General features: G+C 62.1%; 10 protein-coding genes. 1 reads left to right on the forward strand and 9 read right to left on the reverse strand.

Annotation, left to right across the window (positions count from 1 at the left end; genetic code table 11):
• Positions 1–269: 269 nt before the first annotated feature.
• From HY556_11030 to HY556_11040, 3 genes are all read right to left on the reverse strand, one after another.
• Complete coding sequence (locus HY556_11030; GenBank protein ID MBI4394307.1) at positions 270–2,705, reverse strand: hypothetical protein; 2,436 nt, start codon at positions 2,703–2,705, stop codon at positions 270–272.
• A 243-nt stretch (positions 2,706–2,948) separates the two neighbouring features.
• The gene (locus HY556_11035) at positions 2,949–3,296 is read right to left on the reverse strand and encodes a hypothetical protein (protein ID MBI4394308.1); all 348 of its coding nucleotides are present in this window, start codon (positions 3,294–3,296) and stop codon (positions 2,949–2,951) included.
• Positions 3,297–3,676: 380 nt separating this feature from the next.
• Positions 3,677–4,054 carry a hypothetical protein gene (locus tag HY556_11040; GenBank protein ID MBI4394309.1) on the reverse strand — a complete coding sequence of 126 codons (378 nt, stop codon included), beginning with the start codon at positions 4,052–4,054 and terminating at the stop codon, positions 3,677–3,679.
• Positions 4,055–4,093: 39 nt separating this feature from the next.
• Here HY556_11040 and HY556_11045 point away from each other — a divergent pair, with 39 nt between their 5' ends.
• On the forward strand, positions 4,094–4,378 hold the full coding sequence (locus HY556_11045; protein ID MBI4394310.1) for a hypothetical protein: 285 nt from the start codon (positions 4,094–4,096) through the stop codon (positions 4,376–4,378).
• Between the two features lie 872 nt (positions 4,379–5,250).
• Here HY556_11045 and HY556_11050 read toward each other — a convergent pair.
• The 6 genes from HY556_11050 to HY556_11075 all read right to left on the reverse strand — a co-directional run bounded on the left by HY556_11050 (position 5,251) and on the right by HY556_11075 (position 17,172).
• Positions 5,251–7,575, reverse strand: a complete 2,325-nt coding sequence (locus HY556_11050; protein ID MBI4394311.1) for a hypothetical protein — start codon at positions 7,573–7,575, stop codon at positions 5,251–5,253.
• 570 nt (positions 7,576–8,145) lie between these two features.
• On the reverse strand, positions 8,146–8,604 hold the full coding sequence (locus tag HY556_11055; protein ID MBI4394312.1) for a hypothetical protein: 459 nt from the start codon (positions 8,602–8,604) through the stop codon (positions 8,146–8,148).
• A complete protein-coding gene (locus HY556_11060) occupies positions 8,604–9,281 on the reverse strand; it encodes a hypothetical protein (GenBank protein ID MBI4394313.1) in 678 nt (225 codons plus the stop codon). Before HY556_11060 ends, HY556_11055 begins: the two co-directional genes overlap by 1 nt.
• A gap of 248 nt (positions 9,282–9,529) precedes the next feature.
• The gene (locus tag HY556_11065) at positions 9,530–11,905 is read right to left on the reverse strand and encodes a hypothetical protein (GenBank protein MBI4394314.1); all 2,376 of its coding nucleotides are present in this window, start codon (positions 11,903–11,905) and stop codon (positions 9,530–9,532) included.
• A gap of 276 nt (positions 11,906–12,181) precedes the next feature.
• Complete coding sequence (locus HY556_11070; GenBank protein ID MBI4394315.1) at positions 12,182–14,491, reverse strand: hypothetical protein; 2,310 nt, start codon at positions 14,489–14,491, stop codon at positions 12,182–12,184.
• 254 nt (positions 14,492–14,745) lie between these two features.
• Positions 14,746–17,172 carry a hypothetical protein gene (locus tag HY556_11075; GenBank protein MBI4394316.1) on the reverse strand — a complete coding sequence of 809 codons (2,427 nt, stop codon included), beginning with the start codon at positions 17,170–17,172 and terminating at the stop codon, positions 14,746–14,748.
• Positions 17,173–17,418 lie beyond the last annotated feature (246 nt).

Below are 17,418 nucleotides of genomic sequence, written 5' to 3' on the forward strand. Positions count from 1 at the left end.
TATCTCTACTCCGTGAGCGGGCTGGCTGGGAAGCACTACCGTGCGGTAGTCTTTCAGCCGTCCGTCCGACCCCTGATTACCCGGAAACCTTCATAAACATTTTCGTAAGAATGGCTTCGGATAGGGCACGTTTTTGGACAATTGACGAAAATAGCGTGGCGTCGCGGTTACCAGGGCGGTGCCGTAACTAACGGTCGTGGAAAATGAAAAAATGGAAGACCAGGGCGCGCGCATGATGCGCAACGCCCCGGTTGCTTACTCTTGGTCTATCACCGCGTCACGGTGTGGATGTCCACGTCGATGACGATCTCCGGGACCCACACGTCTTCGCTCGAAAGCGGGTCCGTGTCCACGTTGATCCTCGCGTAGCTCACGACCGCGAACTCGATGCCGTCGTAGTTCGCTCCGAGGAACGCTACAGCGTCCCGCGCCGTCGTCGCCAAGCACGAGTCGTTCAACACGATCTCGCCTTGGGTGTACAGGTCGAAGTACGTGTGGCCGGGGTTTGACGAGCCCGAGGGCTTACCGGGTTCAAGGTGCTCCCAACGGACGATGACCCCCTTGCCCCAGCTTCCGGCTTCGGGGTCCATCACACCGTTCGTCATCGGGACGAGCTTGATGCCCGTCTCCAGAACACGGTTCTGCAGTCCGCAGAGGGCTATCCATTCGCCCATCAGGTTGTTCGGCGAGCTCCAGGCGGTGTAGTTGTTGCCGCCCTGCTGGAAGTAGAAGTCCCCGCCTTCGCTCGTCGGGTCGACGCTTCCCGCAAGGATGACGGCCGTCCCGGTCCCATAGGGGGCCGAGGACGACGGGCCGCCGTTGCCGTTCGGATTGGTGTCGCTAAAGTATCCCGCTCGCACCCACGTGTCCAGATTCTTGTCGTGCCACTGGCCCACGTTTGCGGCCCAGTGGTAGTTGTACCCTACCGCGAACGAAACGTCGCTGTACTTTCCGTGGCCAGCGCTCGTCGTGTAGACCCCCGGAGTGATGCCGGGGAACGCGAAGCCGCCGCCGACTATCCCGGCGGGGGCGCCATATGGTTTCATCGATTGCGGGAAGTAGTTTTGCGGGACCGAATCGACCCACGCGTGCCATCCCGATTGGTAACCGGCGTAGCTGTTGCAAGTACCGCGTGGCTGGTCGGTCGAATCCGTCAAGCAGACCGGGAACCCGTCGGTCCCACCGGCCGCATAACTCGTTCCGCCGTACGTCGCGTTGCAAGTCGACGCGACTTCCGCGTCGGCGCAACTGTAGACGTCGAATGGCGTGTTCGGCTCGTGCGGCTGCGGCGGGACCTGGATGCGCGTTAGGCGCGAACCGGCCGCTCCGTAGATGTCCGAATATGCGCCGTTACGCGCCGCGTTCGCGACCGCCACGGGGTCTATCGCGCACGCGTCGACGCCCGATTGATCTCGCACCAGGGCGCACACGGGGTCCGATGGGTCGCCCTCAGCGCACGCTTCGACGCCTGCGCCTTCCGCCGCTTCACACGCGGTGCTCTCGGGATCGCAAACGTCCTTCCCGGTCTCCGTTTCGAGGCTTGCACACGTTGCGATGAGAGTCGCGTTGGCAAACGCGATTCCTGCGTTCGCGGTGTCGTTGGCCGTCGTTACTGCCGCGGTCGTTGCATTGCCCACCGTGCTAGGGCCGCAAGGGTTGGTGGACTGCGTCGGAATGCAGACGGTCCGGGCCGCGTCGTTCAGCTGGAGCAGAAGATCATTCAGCAGCGGGTTCAGGGCAGTGTACTTGTCGACGTCGACGAACGGGGCGTTCGTCATGTCCACGACGCGGGGGTCTCCCGGGGTCAACCTCTCGGGGTTGACGGCCGTGACCTGCGTTAGATCATGGATTAGGCCCGACCCCTCCATCATTATGGGGAAGCCCGTCGCTTGGAACCAACCTTGGTTGTTGGGGCAATCAACTTTGGCGCCGTCCGAACTTGTGCGGTCGAGCGGTTGGTCGTCGGGCGCCGGTTGCGTCCGGTTGAAATTAAAAGGCACCATGGAGGCGACTGGTTGCTGTTGGACGTTACGATACGTGCCCGGGTCGATCCACGTGTACATCACGAACTTGAACGGGGCCGCTGGCGATTGCCACGTTCCGCCGTTTTCGCCGCTTGATTGTCCCCTCCAGATGAATTCATCGGTCGCCACGCGCGCGGGGTCGGTCTCCCACTTGCAGACGTCGTCGATGCGGCCGTCCTGGTTCTTGTCGTTCCAGTGGCCGAACCAGCCCATGAAGCCGTTCGGGCCGGGGAATATCACGTCGCTTTGCTGCCCCGTGAGGTGCCAGTAGAACTGGTGGTTGGCCCAGACGACCACGGCCGTTTGGTGCATGATCTGGGCGTCGAGGAAGAGGGTGTTGTCGTCGGCGAGGATGTCCGCGGCCGTCACACCGGGGTCGCACCCACCCACGTAGGGGGCGTTCCCGTCGAGGTTCATGTCGGGGTCGAGGTCGGCGATGCAGTTCTCGACGGCGGTCCCGGGCGTCCAGTACTCGGTGGTCTTGAAGTCCGGCTCCGTCGTGACCGCCTGGCCTTCGTCGTTGACACCGGTGCCCGCTTGGCCTGTCTGGTAGTAGACGGGGTCGCCGTAGAGATGCCTGTGAGAAGCCGTCGCCAGAGGTGCAAGACTTGCCCCCGCGAACAGCGCGACCAGGATGATCGATAAGCCTGCCTTTACCCTGCGATTTGCATGCTTCGCCATGTTACTCCCCTACCGTAGTGCTGAAAAAAGTCCCGCGACCCTCTCAGCCCCTCTACCAGCGTGCGTAGGCTTCGCACGGTTTAATAACTAATTACCCCCCCAAGGTGACAATGTACGGATGTGGAGAACGGATTTGAATGAAGGACCGCCGCGCGAGAGCGCCCTCTGGTGCCATAGGAGAAAAATGAAAAGAAGTGGGGCCCCGGTCTCCCGGAGCCCCCGTTTTCGTTCTACCTTATTCGCCTAGCTTCCGCCGCGGCGCGTGAAGATGTCTACGTCGGTCACGGTCTCGACGACTTCCACCGAATCGGGGTCCGTCGGGTCCTTGACGCGTATGTCCATCGTCACGGTGATCTTCACGTCGAAGGGCGCGAAGTTCCCTTGCGTGAATATCACCGAGTCGTCGGGTCCGCGGCAGCTCGTCGGGAAGCTGAACGCTCCGGCGGGGGCGACGATGTCGTCCTCACCGGCGTGGTCCTGGCTCCACTTGCCTGGCTCGTTGAATTCCCGAAGCCACAACGTCGGCGCGTTCGCCGGCCAGAGACCGTCCGAGGTCAAAGGCTCGACCGTCACGATCGCGCTGTTGGCCACGATCGGGACCGCGAGGTTGTTGTCGCACGAGAGCCATTCGGCGTCGAGGTTTGACGGGCCGTAGACGTCATCGTAGTCGTTGGGGTCCGTGCACTCGCCGCTCGCGTACCTGTTGCCTGGTCCGGTCCTAGGGTCGCTTACTGTGCCAAAGAGGTTTCCGTTGGACCCGCCTCCGTTCTGGCCGGTGCCCCAACAGGTGGCCGCCGGTCCAGCGCCGGAGTTCTAGCTCCAAGCGTTTCCCGGCATCGAATCGGTTGCGAGCAACTCCCCCGTCGTTTGACGGAAACCCGGAATGGTCCTGTTGTCGGCGCACACGTTGTAACGCGTCCCCCGGTTCGTGTTGATCGACCTGACCCGGCCGACCGCTCGAGGGGGGCTGCCTAAGGCGCCGGCGGCGGTCCAGGGCATCCTGATAGTCCCATCACAAAGGGAAGCACCGGCCCCGGACCAGACATGTTGAACGCCGGCCGAAGTGCGTACGTGTCAAAGTAACCGTAGCACCGAGCGACCTGCACGAGCGAACCCGGGTTCCAAAGGGCCGGTACCGAACCACACGATGATCTGTCATAGGCGGCGGAACTGATCGTCACGCTGTCACCGCCTGGTTGGCCGAGCGCGGGCGCAAAGACCAATTCGAGGCCTGCGACGTTCATACTGCTCGGACAATGCAAATCGAGCTGCCACCAGTCGTCGTGCCCGGTGAAGGGGCTCACGACCGGAATGTGCTGCGCGTCTCTCTGCATTGTGTCGTGTTCCATGTCGTCGGATGTACCTTGCGCGTGGTGGAGGCCAAGACAATGCCCGACCTCGTGGGCGACTGTGTTGAAGAAGAACTCGTAACTGGCGCTTGTGAAATGGAACATCGTAACGTAAGCAACGCAAAGCTGTGGAACGATGAAGACCTCATCGCAAAAGGGGTTCTCTGGGTCACAGGGGCCTATCACTTTTCCAGGCAGCTCGCCGTGCGTGATTACCCTGTGGTCAACACTAGCCCCATAGAGAGCCGGGCCCAAGGTCTCAACGGGGACAACGAGGATTTCTGGGTCCGTCAAAGCTTCTTCGGGCACGGTGTCCGAGCCTAGAACGTACGCATTCACAATGAATGCGTTTATTAACGCGCTCGATCCAAACTGGCCGACCGCGGTTTCCCAAGATTCTGCGGCATTCCGCGCTGCCGCAGCATAAGTATTCAGCGGCGTCGCCTCCCAGGCGGACGGTCCGTAAAGCAGGGCTCCGCTCATCACCACGGGTCCATGAAGCGGAGGGACAATCAAAACGTCCATCACCGTTTCATTCCAAGAGTAAAACGTTCGCTGCTCATATTCGCTCGCGCTTCCTTCCGAACTCCCATGCGTTGCCGTTCCTAACATCGCCGGAAGTACGAGCAGCAACGCCACCAACAACCCAACCCTGCCCCGCGACAAAACAAGCCACCTCTCGCCGTTCCACTAATGGCGATGCAACCCTTATAGATTGCTCCTCCGACACGTGCTATCTTGAGTCGAGAAAATTACCCGCACTCCCCTTTGTGAGTCGAAGGCGCTTTCCCGCACAGTCACACTTGAAGACGCAAGATCGCTTGGCGCGTCGCGACGTGACGGGCCGAGATGGAGCGCGCTCGCGGGCGGCCGATGGAGCGGCACCAAAAGGCCCCGCCAAAGGTTCGGGCGGCGGCACGAGGTGATGGGCGAGCTCCCCAGGTTGAACCCAAAACAACGACCCAAGAGCGCGCAACGCGTCCCCGGTCACGTACCGCTTGTTGATTCTTGCGGGAACAACCACGCGCTCGGCGCCAGCTGTCCACCCTGGAGGTTTCACAGGCGACAAAGCAACTGGGCCCAAGAGCATAACATGCTCTCTTGAGACGGCCCAAGCTGCCCGCAAGGAAAACGGATGAAATGAAAAGAAGAGGAGCCCCGGTCTCCCGGGGCTCCTTGGCTACTTACTTGCTCGCTTACGCGCCGCCGACGCGGGTGAAGACATCGACGTCCACGACGGTCTCGTCAACGAACACTGCGTTGGCGTCGGTGGGGTCCTTCACGCGGATCACGTAGGTGGACGTTATCTTCACGTCGAAGGGCGCGAAGTTGCCCTGCGAGAAGATGACGGTGTCCTGCGGTCCAACGCAGCCGTTCGCGAAGGTGAACGCTCCAGCGGGGGCGACGATGTCGTCCTCACCGGGGTGTTCGTTGCTCCACTTGCCGGGCTCGTTGAATTCGCGGAACCACAACACCGGGGCGTTCGCCGGCCAGAGGCCGTCGCCCGTCAACGGGGTCACGGTCGTCGTGGCGCTCGCGATCGGGACCGCGATGGGGTTGCCGCACGAGATGAACTCGCCGTCGAGGTTGGTCGGGCCGTAGCCATCATCGTAGTCGTTGGGCTCTTGGCACTCGCCAGCCGCGTACCTGTTGTCAGGTCCGCTTCTCGGGTCGCTGTTCGCGGCGCCGAAGAGGTTGTTGTTGGTGCCGGCGCCGTTCTGGCCCGTGCCCCAGCAGGTGGCTGCGGTCGCTGCGGCGTTGCCGATCCAGGAGTCGTCGTTGCCGTCGCTCCAGATACCGGCCGTAAGGCGCATCGTCGTGAAGCCGTTCCACGAGTCTCCACCGGCCACGCTGCGCGGCGCGATGAGGTACTCACCGGGGCCAAGGACCTTGTCGTTGTAGGTGCCGTGGCTTCCGGGCGGTTGGCTGTACGGGTCGCCCGTGCAGGTCAAGGCCTGCGTGCAGAGCGGGGAGCCCTGTCCGACCGGGACGCCAGAAACTTCGTTCGGGGTCGCCTTTGCGCGCCTGAACGCTTCCGCGTTCAAGTAGGGCCAGACGTCGACCCACGCGTGCCAGCCAGAGCCGTAACCCGTGTAGCCGTTGCAGGAACCGACGGGGTTGTCCGTCGTGTCCGTCGAGCAGGTGCCCGCGAAGGCGCTTCCGCCGTAGGTGGCGTTGCACGTCAAGGACACGTCGCCGCAACCGTACTTGTCGTCGGGCGTGTTCGGTTCGTGCGGGTGGACCGGGGTCGCCGCCGAGAACGGGTTCACGCCGCTCGGCAGGCCCGGAACGAGGTCAGCGCAGTCGGAGTTCGCCGCGAGGTTACACGCCGCATCGCCGAGCGCGACGACCGGGTCGGCCTGGCTGACGACGAAGTCCCCGATGGTTCCCGTGGAGGACTCCTCACAACCTGCTGGGTCGCTCGTGATCTCCTCACAAGCAACGATGAGCGTGTCGTTCGCCGTGGTCGAGACGAAGGCGATGTAGGGCGCCGTCGCGTTGTTCTCGTCGTTCAACACGTCTTCCGTCGCCACCGAGCCCGCGTACCAGAGGCTCTCGACCATGGGGTTAACACCCACGTAGCGGTCGATGTCGACGTAGTCGACGTCCTCGAGCTTGAACGCGCGGTCCTCGCCGGCGGCGGTGGCCGGGTTCATGGCCGTAGCCATCACGGTGTCGTGGAGCATGGCGTCCGACACCTGGTAGGAGCCACCCTCTTCGTAGAACCAACCCGTGTTTGACGGGCAGTTGTCCTCGACGCCTTCCGCGCCGTTGCCGTCGCCGCCGGAGCGGTCGTTGATCTGACCGTCGGGGCCTGGCCAGTTGAGGCGCTCGCCGAGATCGGGGCCGTCTGTCACTGCCGCGGCGACCAATCCGATGCGGCTCCAGTTACCCGGGTGGAGCCAGTAGAGCATGACAAGCTTGTCGTACGTGGGGGAGTCCCAGGTACCGAAGTTCTCGCCGGTGGCCATTCCACGCGTCGTGAACTCGTCCGTCGCGTCGTTCAAGTAGGCGCACTTGTCGTCGATGAGGTCATCGCCGTCAAGGTCGTCCCAGAAACCGAACCACGCGTAGAACGCGATGTTCCCGACCATGAATTCGTCGTTCGTCGCTCCTAGGTTCCTGAGGATCGCAGGGTATGGGAGGTAGGTCGTGCTACCCGCCGGGGCCTGCTGATTCATCAGGCGGACATCCATGAACGTGTTGCCGTTCCCGATGTCGTCGCGGACCACGCCGGTCTCGCAAGTGTCGTGCACGCCGTCCGTGAGGTCAGCGGCGCCGACGCCGTCGACATCAAGGAAACAGTTGTCGATCGGCGTTCCGGGCGTGAAGATTTCCGTCGACTCGTCGTCGGGCTCATAGGTGGAGCGCCAAGCGGTGTCGTTCGGGGCCACACCGGAGTCCCATTGACCCCTGTGGGCCGCATTCGCAGCAGGCAATAGCGGTGTCACCACAAGTGTGGCAAACAACGCAAATGCCAAGACTTTCCTGAATTGCCTTCCCGTGTTCTTGCCTGTCAAGTTCTTGCCTCCTGTTTTTCTTTCAATTGCCACGTACGTCAGGGCGCCCTCACACGAGAACGCCAGCCTCCGTACTCCCAGACTCCCACCAGCGGGCGAGTCTCCCTGGCCCCTAGCTGGTGTTCATCCTTGGCGTTTCACTGATTCTCTTGTCGCTTTAAAAGGTTTTTCGGGAGACTCTATGCGTCAGGGCGAGCAAGTGCGTAAGTTTCACACTAACTGACGAACCCGGCAAAGCGACGTGGCGGCAGGATTCCGGTGAAACCGGGCCTAGGCCGGAAGGGGGGCGGTAACGCGGGGTGGGTCCACAGGCCCGCGGACCTCTCGAGTGTCGGGCAACGCCGGGCACCGCCTCCTGGAGGACGTAATTGGGCCGATGCCGGGGCCGGACGACGCTCAAGCGATTCTCCAATGATGCCCTGCTCGCCGCATGCCTTGTTGACGCACGGATGTCCAAAGTCGTCGAAGATCAGACGCACTGACGTCCAACGTCGTCGAAAATCGAAGTGATCACCCGTACCCCGCGACCAGGCGCGATCGCGAAATCGTCAACGTGTCGCAAAGCGGAACCTATCGACCGTTCATTCGGGCCTCGATGAGGATTTGCACCGATTCTACGAACCCGATCGCCCGCTTTACGAATTCTGGCACGCTTCTTGCGAATCGCATCGTACCGGGGTCCGCAGTGTAATCATAGACCTGGCGATCAGAGTAGGCGATCGATAGCTCTTTCGCGAGCCGTTCCTGGCCCAAGAACCTGGCGAGGGCGGCTTGCGTGCATACGTGGCTTTTCGACTGGTACCCGGCGATCGCCAAAAGCTCGTTCGCTTTCTGTTCCATCGCTTGGTAAGCGTGACCGACGGCGAGTTCCGCCGTGTCCGGGTCGAGCGAGAGTCTTTCTGCCGCACCCATTTGCTTGGCGGCAAGGTCTCGAGCGTTCCCGGCCCAACTTTCTCGCTCAGTCAAAGTGTTGAGCGGCCTCATTCTTCCGCGGTCAAGACATTCCCTCTTGAATTCAGTCTCGTCCATCAGCTGAAGCCTCGATGTCGATTGCGCCGTCTACCCGTACGCGCACCGGCCCGCATCCTCGCCCAGGGCAGCTCGTACCGGGGCGCAGCGTACAACACGACATTACGCTCAAGTACGCTTGTGATGAATCGGTCGTTCGCGGCGATCTTTCTTTCAAGGGCGTCGGTGTCCATCGCCAACACGGAGATCTTGTGCCCGAGGATCTTCCCCTCCGGCGGATCGTATCCGAGGCGAGGCGTGAGCCCGACAAAGAGGTCTACATCGGAGTCTGGATAGATTGGCGGACGGGTCAAGCTCCCGTAGAGGAGGACGAATCGGACCGCGGGCGGCTTGGCCGTTCCGGCGATGATGGATTCGAGGTGGTTCCACATGGTCGGAAAGAGATGAGACACGTTCTGTCGATCCCGTTCGTCGCGAAACAAGTCCAAAAGCGGCGCAAACGAGGCGTGGGCACCGTCTACCGCGAAGTATGTGGTCTGACCCCTCTTGTAAGACACGATCAACCGGGACGCTTGTAGTTCTTTGAGCGCCTTGTGCACGCCGCTTACGCTCTTGCCGGTTTCGCGCGAGAGTGCTGCGAGATCGAGTTGGGGCAGGGCCTCTTGAAGTAAGGTGCGCAGGATCTTGACGCGCGTCTCGGACCCGAGGATCTGCTCGATGAACACAGTGTAATCCATTGGTCAAGTTACTTTATATAGTTATCTACTAAAGTAGAAAGTATATAAAGAAAATGAGCCTTCATATACTTTAGTGGAAACACAAACGAGGCAAAGAGTACGACCGCCGCGGAAAGAAATGAGTGCCGCGGGCCCCTCCGGGTTCCTGGGCCGCGCCTGGTGGGCCATGCCGGCGCTACGCGCGCCCCATGCAGGCTCCATCCTCACCGACCGAGCCCCAATGCTGACTTGGCTCACGGCACGTGGTTTCAACCCGCGACCGAATACACGTCCACGTCCGTCACAGTCTCCTCGACGAACCGTCCAGGCATGTCCGGGTCGCTCGAAGACGGCATCGTGTCAACGAGTATCCTCGCGTTCGTGATGACCTCGAAATCGAGCCCCGCGGCGTTACCGCCAAGGAAGACGACCTTGTCCGTCGTCACCGCGCGCTCGTTTCCGAGGAACGGGCAACCGCTGTTCAAGACGATCTCACCCGACGCGTAGAGGTCGAAGTAGGTGCGGCCCGGGTTGTCGCCTTGCGTAGGCTTTCCAGGCTCCAAGTACTCCCAACGGACGATGACACCCGCTCCCCACGAATCCGCCTCATTGAGCGGGCGCAGCTTGAAAGTGACGTCCAGGACGCGGCCCTGTAACGCGCAAAGCGCCTTCCACTCGCCCGAAGCGTAATTGTTCGGCTCGAAACGGTAACCATCGCCTTCCAAAGCGGGGTCGAGCGTCGCGTTCCCGTACGGGGCATCGGGACGCGCTGATGCTCCGATCCAACCGTCCTCGTTCGAATCGCTCCACTGGCCCACGTAGGCACCCCATTGGTACTCCGTGCCCACCACGTAGGAGACATCGTTGTACTTCCCATGGCCACCGGCCGGGTAACTGCCGAACAGGTGATCCTCCACCGTGAAACCGCCGCCCACGAACAGGCCGACGGCCGGAGGCAAGGCGTGCGGCCGCATGAACGCCGGGTAATGCTCCACGGGGTTCGCGTCGATCCACGCGTGCCAACCCTCGCCGTACCCCACGTACGAATTGCAAGACCCGCGCGGCTGGTTCGGCGCATCCGAAGCGCAGACCGGGAAGCCGTCGGTCCCGCCAGCCGAGTACGACGTGCCCCCATAGGTCGCGTTGCAGGATGCTGGCACGTTCACGGAAGCGCAACTGTACCTGTCGAACGGCGTGTTCGGCTCGTGCGCATGCGCGGGCAAGACGAACCGGCTCGCAACACTCTGCGACTCGTCGAACGAGTTCACGGGGCCTCGAGTCGGAAGAAGCGGGTCGTCGCACGCGTCGTAACCGGCCGTGCCGGCGACGACGAAACAAACGGGACCGATGGCATCGACGTTGCAGACGTCCTCCGAATTGTCGGCGACAAAACGGCACGCCTCATCGATCGCGTCCTTGCACCACTCGTAACCCGTGTCGTTTCCCGCATCGCAAACGGGCGAGACGGGATCCACCTCGATCGAGCAGGCGAATAGGCCCGTCGCGTTCTCCGACTCCTCGCACGCCGACCCGACGGGGTCGCGACAATAGTCTCTACCGGAGGCACCTGCGAATCCCGCGCAAGAATCGTCCCTTGCGGCGAAAATGGCATCCAAGACGGCGTCGGGTGCTCCAAGGAGGCCGTAACTCAGATCCTCGACCTGGGGACTCAAGGACCTGTAGACGTCCACGTCGACGAACGGCGCCGTCAAGAGCCCGCTCGCCGACGGGTTCAACGTCCCCGAGGAGCCGCCAGGGTTCACGGCCGTCGCCATCTCGAGCGTCCAAAGAAGCGACGTCTGGTAGTTGTAGAAGTAGAATCCGCGCTCCGACATCCAACCCGTGTTCGACGGGCAACCGGTCGCCATGTCGTCTTCCCCGGTGCGGTCGTCGAGGCGTTGGTCGTACGTCGTTGATGTCGTGGGGCCAAGGGGCGGAATGGTGGGCGCGTTCTCAAGCGGCGGGTCGAACGGAGCGTACGAACCCGGGTCCATCCAAGCGTACATCACGAACTTGTAAGGCGGCGCAGGAACGTCCCACGTGCCACCGTTCTCGCCCGAGGATTGGCCTCTCCACACGAATTCGTCCGTCGCGGTGCGCGAAGGATCCGTCTCCCACCTGCAGACGTCGTCCAACCGGTAATCGCCGTTCAAGTCGTCCCAGTGGCCGAACCACGCGAAGATGCCGTTCTTGCCAGGGAGTATCACGTTGTCGGACTGGCCGATCACGTTCCTGTAATAGTAATTGTAACCGACGTAGGCGTTCGCCGCTGGTCCCGCGTCCTGCGCATGCACGCTCACGTCGAAGAAGAGTTCGCCTTTGCCGAGGTCGCTTGCGACCGCGGTCTCGTCGCAGAAGCCGCCGTACGCTTTCGACGAGTTCAGATCCGTGTCGGGGTCGAGGTCGGCGATACAGTTTGCAACTGCGGTCCCTAGCGTCCAACGTTCGGTCGTCTCGAAATCGGGTTCGCTCGTGTAGCGAAGCCCATCGTCGCGAACGTTCACGGGCCCCGTCATTCCGATCTGCTGGCCCGCGACGTCGTCGTAGAGCACGCGGTGACTCGCAAGGGCGGGGGTCGCCATCGCGATAAACGCCGAGCTGAACATCATCAAGACCAATGCCGCCGCCTTCGCCTTCAACTGCATTTCGCTCCCTCTCTCCCTCGGCGCCGAAGCCGCCCGCAGGCTGCAAGCCGCTAGCACAAAGTGTAGGGGCCCGCCCCAGTACCTTGTGTGCTCCATCGGAAGGCGAGTTTATGAAGATTTGTGCATAACGCGGGAGACAGGGTAACCGGGAGGTTGCATGGGCGAATCCACGAGATCGTATGAATACGCCGTGGACGGACGGAGGCCGCGCTGTGTGAGAACGGAAAGAAAAGAACCGGGGGAGCCGGTAGGAGCTCCCCCGTCGCTTTCGCGAAACTAATCCCTGGCGACCGAGTGGACGTCCACGTCGGTCACTACTTCCTCGACGAGGGCGTCCTCACTTGAGAACGGATCCGTGTCGACGCGGATGACGGCCGTTGTCACGACCGCGAACTCTACTCCATCATAGTTCCCTCCAAGGAACGCGATCGAGTCCGTGAACAGCGTCGAACCGCACGATTCGTTCAACACGATCTCGCCGCTTGTGACGAGGTCGAAGGTGGTCCTGCCGGGGTTGTCGCCGACCGTGGGCTTTCCGGGCTCAAGGTGGTTCCATCGGACTATCACGCCTTTCCCCCAGCTTCCCGACGGGTCGAGCGCGCCATTGACGAATGGCACTAGCTTTATCGACACGTCGAGCACGCGGCCTTGGACGGAGCAGAGGTTGATCCACTCGCCGTCCACGTTCGTGTCGGGGTTCCACGTGTTGTTATAGTAGTTGCCACCACCTTGGCGGTAGAAGTTCGACGTCCCGGTCCCGGAATTCCCGGGATCGACGCCGACCGCGACCAACACTGTGCCGTTACCGTACGGCTCTTCGATGGACTGCGGACCGAAGTTCGCGCGCCTCACCCAAGTGTCGAGGTTCCCGTCCTTCCACTGGCCGATGACGCTCGCCCAGTGGTAGTTGTAACCCGTGCCGAAGACCACGTCGTTGTATTTCCCGTGGCCCGCGTCGTTCGAGTAGAGCGCCGGGAAGATCGACGCCGTGACGCCGCCACCAACCGCGAGCCCGACTTGCGGCGGCAAGAGGAACGGCCTCATCGCCTGCGGGAAGTAGATGAGCGGCGTGCTGTCGATCCACGCGTGCCAACCCGACTGGTAGCCCACGTAACCGTTGCACGAACCGCGCGGGTGGTCCGTCGAATCGGAAAGACACGCCGGGCCCGCCGTGTAGGCAGTACCGCCGAACGTCGCGTTGCAAGTCGCCGACACGTCCGCGTCCGCGCAACTGTAACTGTCGAACGGCGTGTTCGGTTCGTGCGGGAACGGAGGCACCTGCGTTCTCGTCGCCTTGCTTCCTGCAGTGCCGTACACTGGGCTCCAAATAGTGCCCTGCAACGAATTCGGTTCGGCGTCGCAAACGGGGACCCCTTGGCCGGCCGCCGCGTCGCAGACGAGGGCCGCCTGCTCATTCACGAAGTCGACGATGGCGCCCGTCGACGACTGACGGCACGCAGCCTCGTCGCCCGTGATCGTCGCGCAGGCAACGATCTGTGTCTCGTTCACCGTGTTTTGCACAAACGTGACGTGTGGTTGGGTGGCGTTTCCTGCGTCGGATTCCGCGCTGTTCTCCGCATCGTTCAATCCAAGGAACAGGTCTTCCAGCGTCGGGCTCACCGACGAGTACTTGTCCACATCCGTGAACTTCGCCGCCTGCATGTCCCAACCGCGCGGATCCCCCGGAAGCACCGGCGGGTTCATCGCGGCCACCATAGTGACGCTGAAGACCAGGCCTCCGCCGTAGTTCCAGAAGGGGTTCCCGGAGTTCGTTATCCAAGCAGTGTTCGACGGACAGCCGGAGGCGCCATTGTCCTCGCTTGTCCTGTCGTCGAGCCGCTGGTCGGGCCCGAGCGCCGTCCGGTTGAAACCGAAGAGTTGGCCCGTCGCACCGTCGCCGATGCCGTAATTACCGGGGTCGAGCCATGCGTAGGACACGAACTTGAAAGGCGGCGTCGGGGCGGCCCACGTGCCGCCGTCCTCCAGCGTGCTCTGGCCACGCCATACGAACTCGTCCGCAGCGTTCGCGGGCGAGCCGACGAACTTGCAGACGTCGTCGATCTTGTAGTCGCCGTTCTTGTCGTCCCAGTGGCCGAACCAGGCGAAGATCCCGTGGCGACCGGGGAGGAGAACGTCCTGCGAAGTTAGCCCGAGGTTCTTCATGTGGTAATTGTAGTTCGCCCACTCCGAGGCGCCCGGCGAAGCGGGTTGCAGGAATATCATCGCGTCGAAGAAGAGTTCGTTGTTACCGAGGTCCCCCGCGACGGCCGCAGGGTCGCATTGGCCGGCAAACGTCCCCGCGGGGTCGAGGTCGACCGCGGGCCAGACCTCGTCAAGATCCGCGATGCAGTTCTCGACCGGGGCGCCGGGAGACCAGTACTCGGTGGACTTGAAATCAGGCTCCAAGGTCACCCGGAGCCCTTCGTCGCGCACCATGACGCCCGTCGGGTTCTGCCCGATCGTGGTCCCGATCTGATCGTCGTAAAGGGCCCTGTGGCTCGCGCTCGAAAGTGGAGCTGCCGAGACGACCATGAACACTGCGATCGCTATACCGAATGCCTTCGATGTACTGCCGCTATCCTTCATATCCTCAAACCTCCAAGAGAAGGACGGTCGTCCCCCTCAACCCGGGCCTCGATTCACGTACAGACTCAAAAGCTTTTTCCGGAACTTCTATGCGAAAATGAACAGAAAGCGGCAAAAGGACGGGTCAGGCGATGCTTCGCCGGACGATAGAGCTTGGTGCCGGATACGCTCGGGAAAGCCGAGGCTGCGGGGATAAAAGAAAAGAAATGAAAAGAAGAGGGGAGGCGAGAACGCCTCCCCATGTTTTCGCTCGACTACTCGTCGGTCACTGTGTGGACATCGACGTCCACCACGGTTTCCGTGACGTACCTGCCTGCCTCGTCCGGATCCGTCGACAATGGATTCGTATCAACGCGCATGGTGACCTCGGTGACTACGGCGAAATCGATTCCATCGTAATTCGCTCCGAGGAACGCCACCGCGTCCGTCCCCGTCGTTGCGGCACAAGACTCGTTCAACACGATCTCACCCGTCGTGAACAGGTCGAAGGTCGTGCGGCCGGGGTTGTCGCCGTTGGTCGGTTTGCCGGGTTCCATGTGGTTCCAGCGCACGATGACGCCCTTGCCCCAGCTGCCCGTGGCATCGAGCTCGCCGTTGACCATTGGCACCAGCTTGACCCTGGAATCCAGCACGCGTCCTGCCAGGTTGCAGGCATTGAGCCACTCGCCGAAGCCCGGGTTTGCCGCCGTCCAGGCGGTGTAGTTGTTTCCACCTTGGACGCGGTAAGTGCCACCCTGGTCGTTGAAGCCGGTGCTGCCCACACCTATGACAAACGTTCCGTTCCCGTAGGGGTACGCCGCGTCCTGCGCCGCGCTAAAGGCGCCAGCGTGGACCCAATTGTCCAGGTTCTGGTCGAACCATTGGCCGACGGCCGCCGTCCAGTGATAGTTGTGGCCGGCCGCGAACGCGACATCGCTGTACTTGCCGTGGCCCGCGGAATTCGTGTACACGCCCGGAGTGTTGCCCGGCGTGAAGGTCGCCCCCCCGCCCGTGGACAATCCGACCTGCGGCGGGATCACGAAGGGCCTGTGGTTCGTCGGGAAGTACTGCTGCGGGATAGAATCTATCCACGCGTGCCATCCCGATTGGTAACCCGCGTAACTGTTGCAAGAACCACGCGGCTGATCCGGCGTGTCGGTCGCGCAGCCGCCCGCTGCGTAACTCGTCCCGCCATAGGTCGCATTGCAGCTGGACGTCAATTCCGTGCCACAAGAGTACTCGTCGAACGGCGTGTTCGGTTCGTGAGGCATGGGCGGCTGCTGCGTGCGGGTCAACTTCGACCCGGCCGCGGCGTAGTACTGCCCATATGCATTCGCCCTCACCGAGTTCACGAACGTTACGGGGTTGAAGGCGCAGAGGTCCTCCCCGGACTGGTCGGCGACCTCAGCACAAACGAGCCCGACCGGGTCCGCGGCATTACAAACGTCAGCTCCCGCGCCGGCCGCCTCGTCGCAAGCCGTCCCTTCGGGGTCGCAAACGTCTTTTCCGCTTTGCGTCTCAAGGTCGGCGCACGTGGCGATGAGCGTCTGGTTCGCTTGTTCGATCACGCCATCGATGACGGCGCCCGCCATGACGATCGCCGCGACTGTCGCGTTGCCTGCGCCGAATTCGGCGCTACGGGCCTGGTCGTTCAGGCTGAGGTAAAGCTCCTCGAGCGTTGGGTTGAGCGAGGCGTACTTGTCAACGTCCGTGAATAGCGCCTGGGAGATGTCGTACTGGCGCGGGTCCCCGATCGGAAGGAGGGCCGGGTTCACGGTCGTCACGATCGTGGTCGTCCAGACAAGGGAGTTCTCCCACGCGTAGAACGGGTTCCCGTTGTCAGACATGTAGCCGGTGTTTGACGGGCAGCCACTCGCCGCCGCGTCTTCCGAGGTGCGGTCGCTGTAGATGACCTCGGGGTTGTTCTTCTGCGTCCGATTGACGCCGAGGTTCCCGTCCCCGTCCGCGATGTCGAAGCCGATTGCTTCGCCGATGCCGTAGTCGTCGGTCGCGATGTTGTCGAAGATCTGCGGGAAAGTGGCGGTCTCTGATTGGAACTCACCTGGGTCGCCCCAGCCGCGCATTATGAACTTGAAGGGAGCGGATTGCGCGTTCCATTGTCCGCCGTTCTCGCCGGTGGATTGGCCACGCCAGATGAATTCGTCCGTGGCGCCGGCCAGGAACTTGCATATGTCGTCGATCTTGCCGTCCTGGTTCTTGTCGTCCCAGTGGCCGAACCACGCGAACATCCCGTTCTTGCCGGGGAGGATCACGTTGTCGTTCGCGCCCAAGATGGTCCGCCTGTAGTGGTTGTAAGCGAACCACTCGCTCGCCCCGGGCGAGGCCGGTTGAGCGAAGATCATGGAGTCGAAGAAGAGTTCACCGGAGTTGGCCTTCAAGTCGTCTGCTGTTGCCGCCTCATCGCACGTGCCGCCATAGGTGACCGCCGTGTAGTCCATGTCGGGGTCGAGGTCGGCGATGCAGTTCGTGATCGGCGAACCTGGAGTGTAGATCTCGGTCGATGCGAAATCGGGCTCATAGGTCATGCGTAGCCCTTCGTCACGGATGCCGCTACCTGGCACCGTGCCCGAATCATCATACGTCGCCCTGTGGCTTGCGATGCCCGTGGGCAAAGCTGTCACCAACATGGCGCCTACGATCGCGAACGCTGCCAGCCTTGAAACAGTGGTTCTGTTGCTCATTCGAATGATGCCTCCTACCGGTACTGCTGGAACTTGATTTGCCTCCCAACAGTGATACATCAATTAGAAAGTGAGTTTATAAAGCTTGTCTCAAACCTGTAGTGACAAACAGCCCGGATTCGGACAATCCGACGAAATTCGAAGGGGAAGATGGTTCATTTGCCGGCCCCGAAGGTTGGGCGATGGCGCGTGGCCGAGATGGTGAAAACTAGAACACGAGCACCCCGTGCTCGCGAAACCAGGTGC

It is taken from the genome of Euryarchaeota archaeon, assembly GCA_016207515.1.
GTDB lineage: Archaea > Thermoplasmatota > SW-10-69-26 > JACQPN01 > JACQPN01 > JACQPN01.

Bases quoted from the DNA above. Each gene is read 5' to 3' on its own strand.
- HY556_11030 (MBI4394307.1), bottom strand. From the start codon at position 2,705: ATGGCGAAGCATGCAAATCGCAGGGTAAAGGCAGGCTTATCGATCATC.
- HY556_11040 (MBI4394309.1), bottom strand. From the start codon at position 4,054: ATGGAACACGACACAATGCAGAGAGACGCGCAGCACATTCCGGTCGTG.
- HY556_11045 (MBI4394310.1), top strand. From the start codon at position 4,094: ATGCCCGACCTCGTGGGCGACTGTGTTGAAGAAGAACTCGTAACTGGC.
- HY556_11060 (MBI4394313.1), bottom strand. From the start codon at position 9,281: ATGGATTACACTGTGTTCATCGAGCAGATCCTCGGGTCCGAGACGCGC.
- HY556_11075 (MBI4394316.1), bottom strand. From the start codon at position 17,172: ATGAGCAACAGAACCACTGTTTCAAGGCTGGCAGCGTTCGCGATCGTA.
- HY556_11065 (MBI4394314.1), bottom strand. From the start codon at position 11,905: ATGCAGTTGAAGGCGAAGGCGGCGGCATTGGTCTTGATGATGTTCAGC.
- HY556_11055 (MBI4394312.1), bottom strand. From the start codon at position 8,604: ATGGACGAGACTGAATTCAAGAGGGAATGTCTTGACCGCGGAAGAATG.
- HY556_11070 (MBI4394315.1), bottom strand. From the start codon at position 14,491: ATGAAGGATAGCGGCAGTACATCGAAGGCATTCGGTATAGCGATCGCA.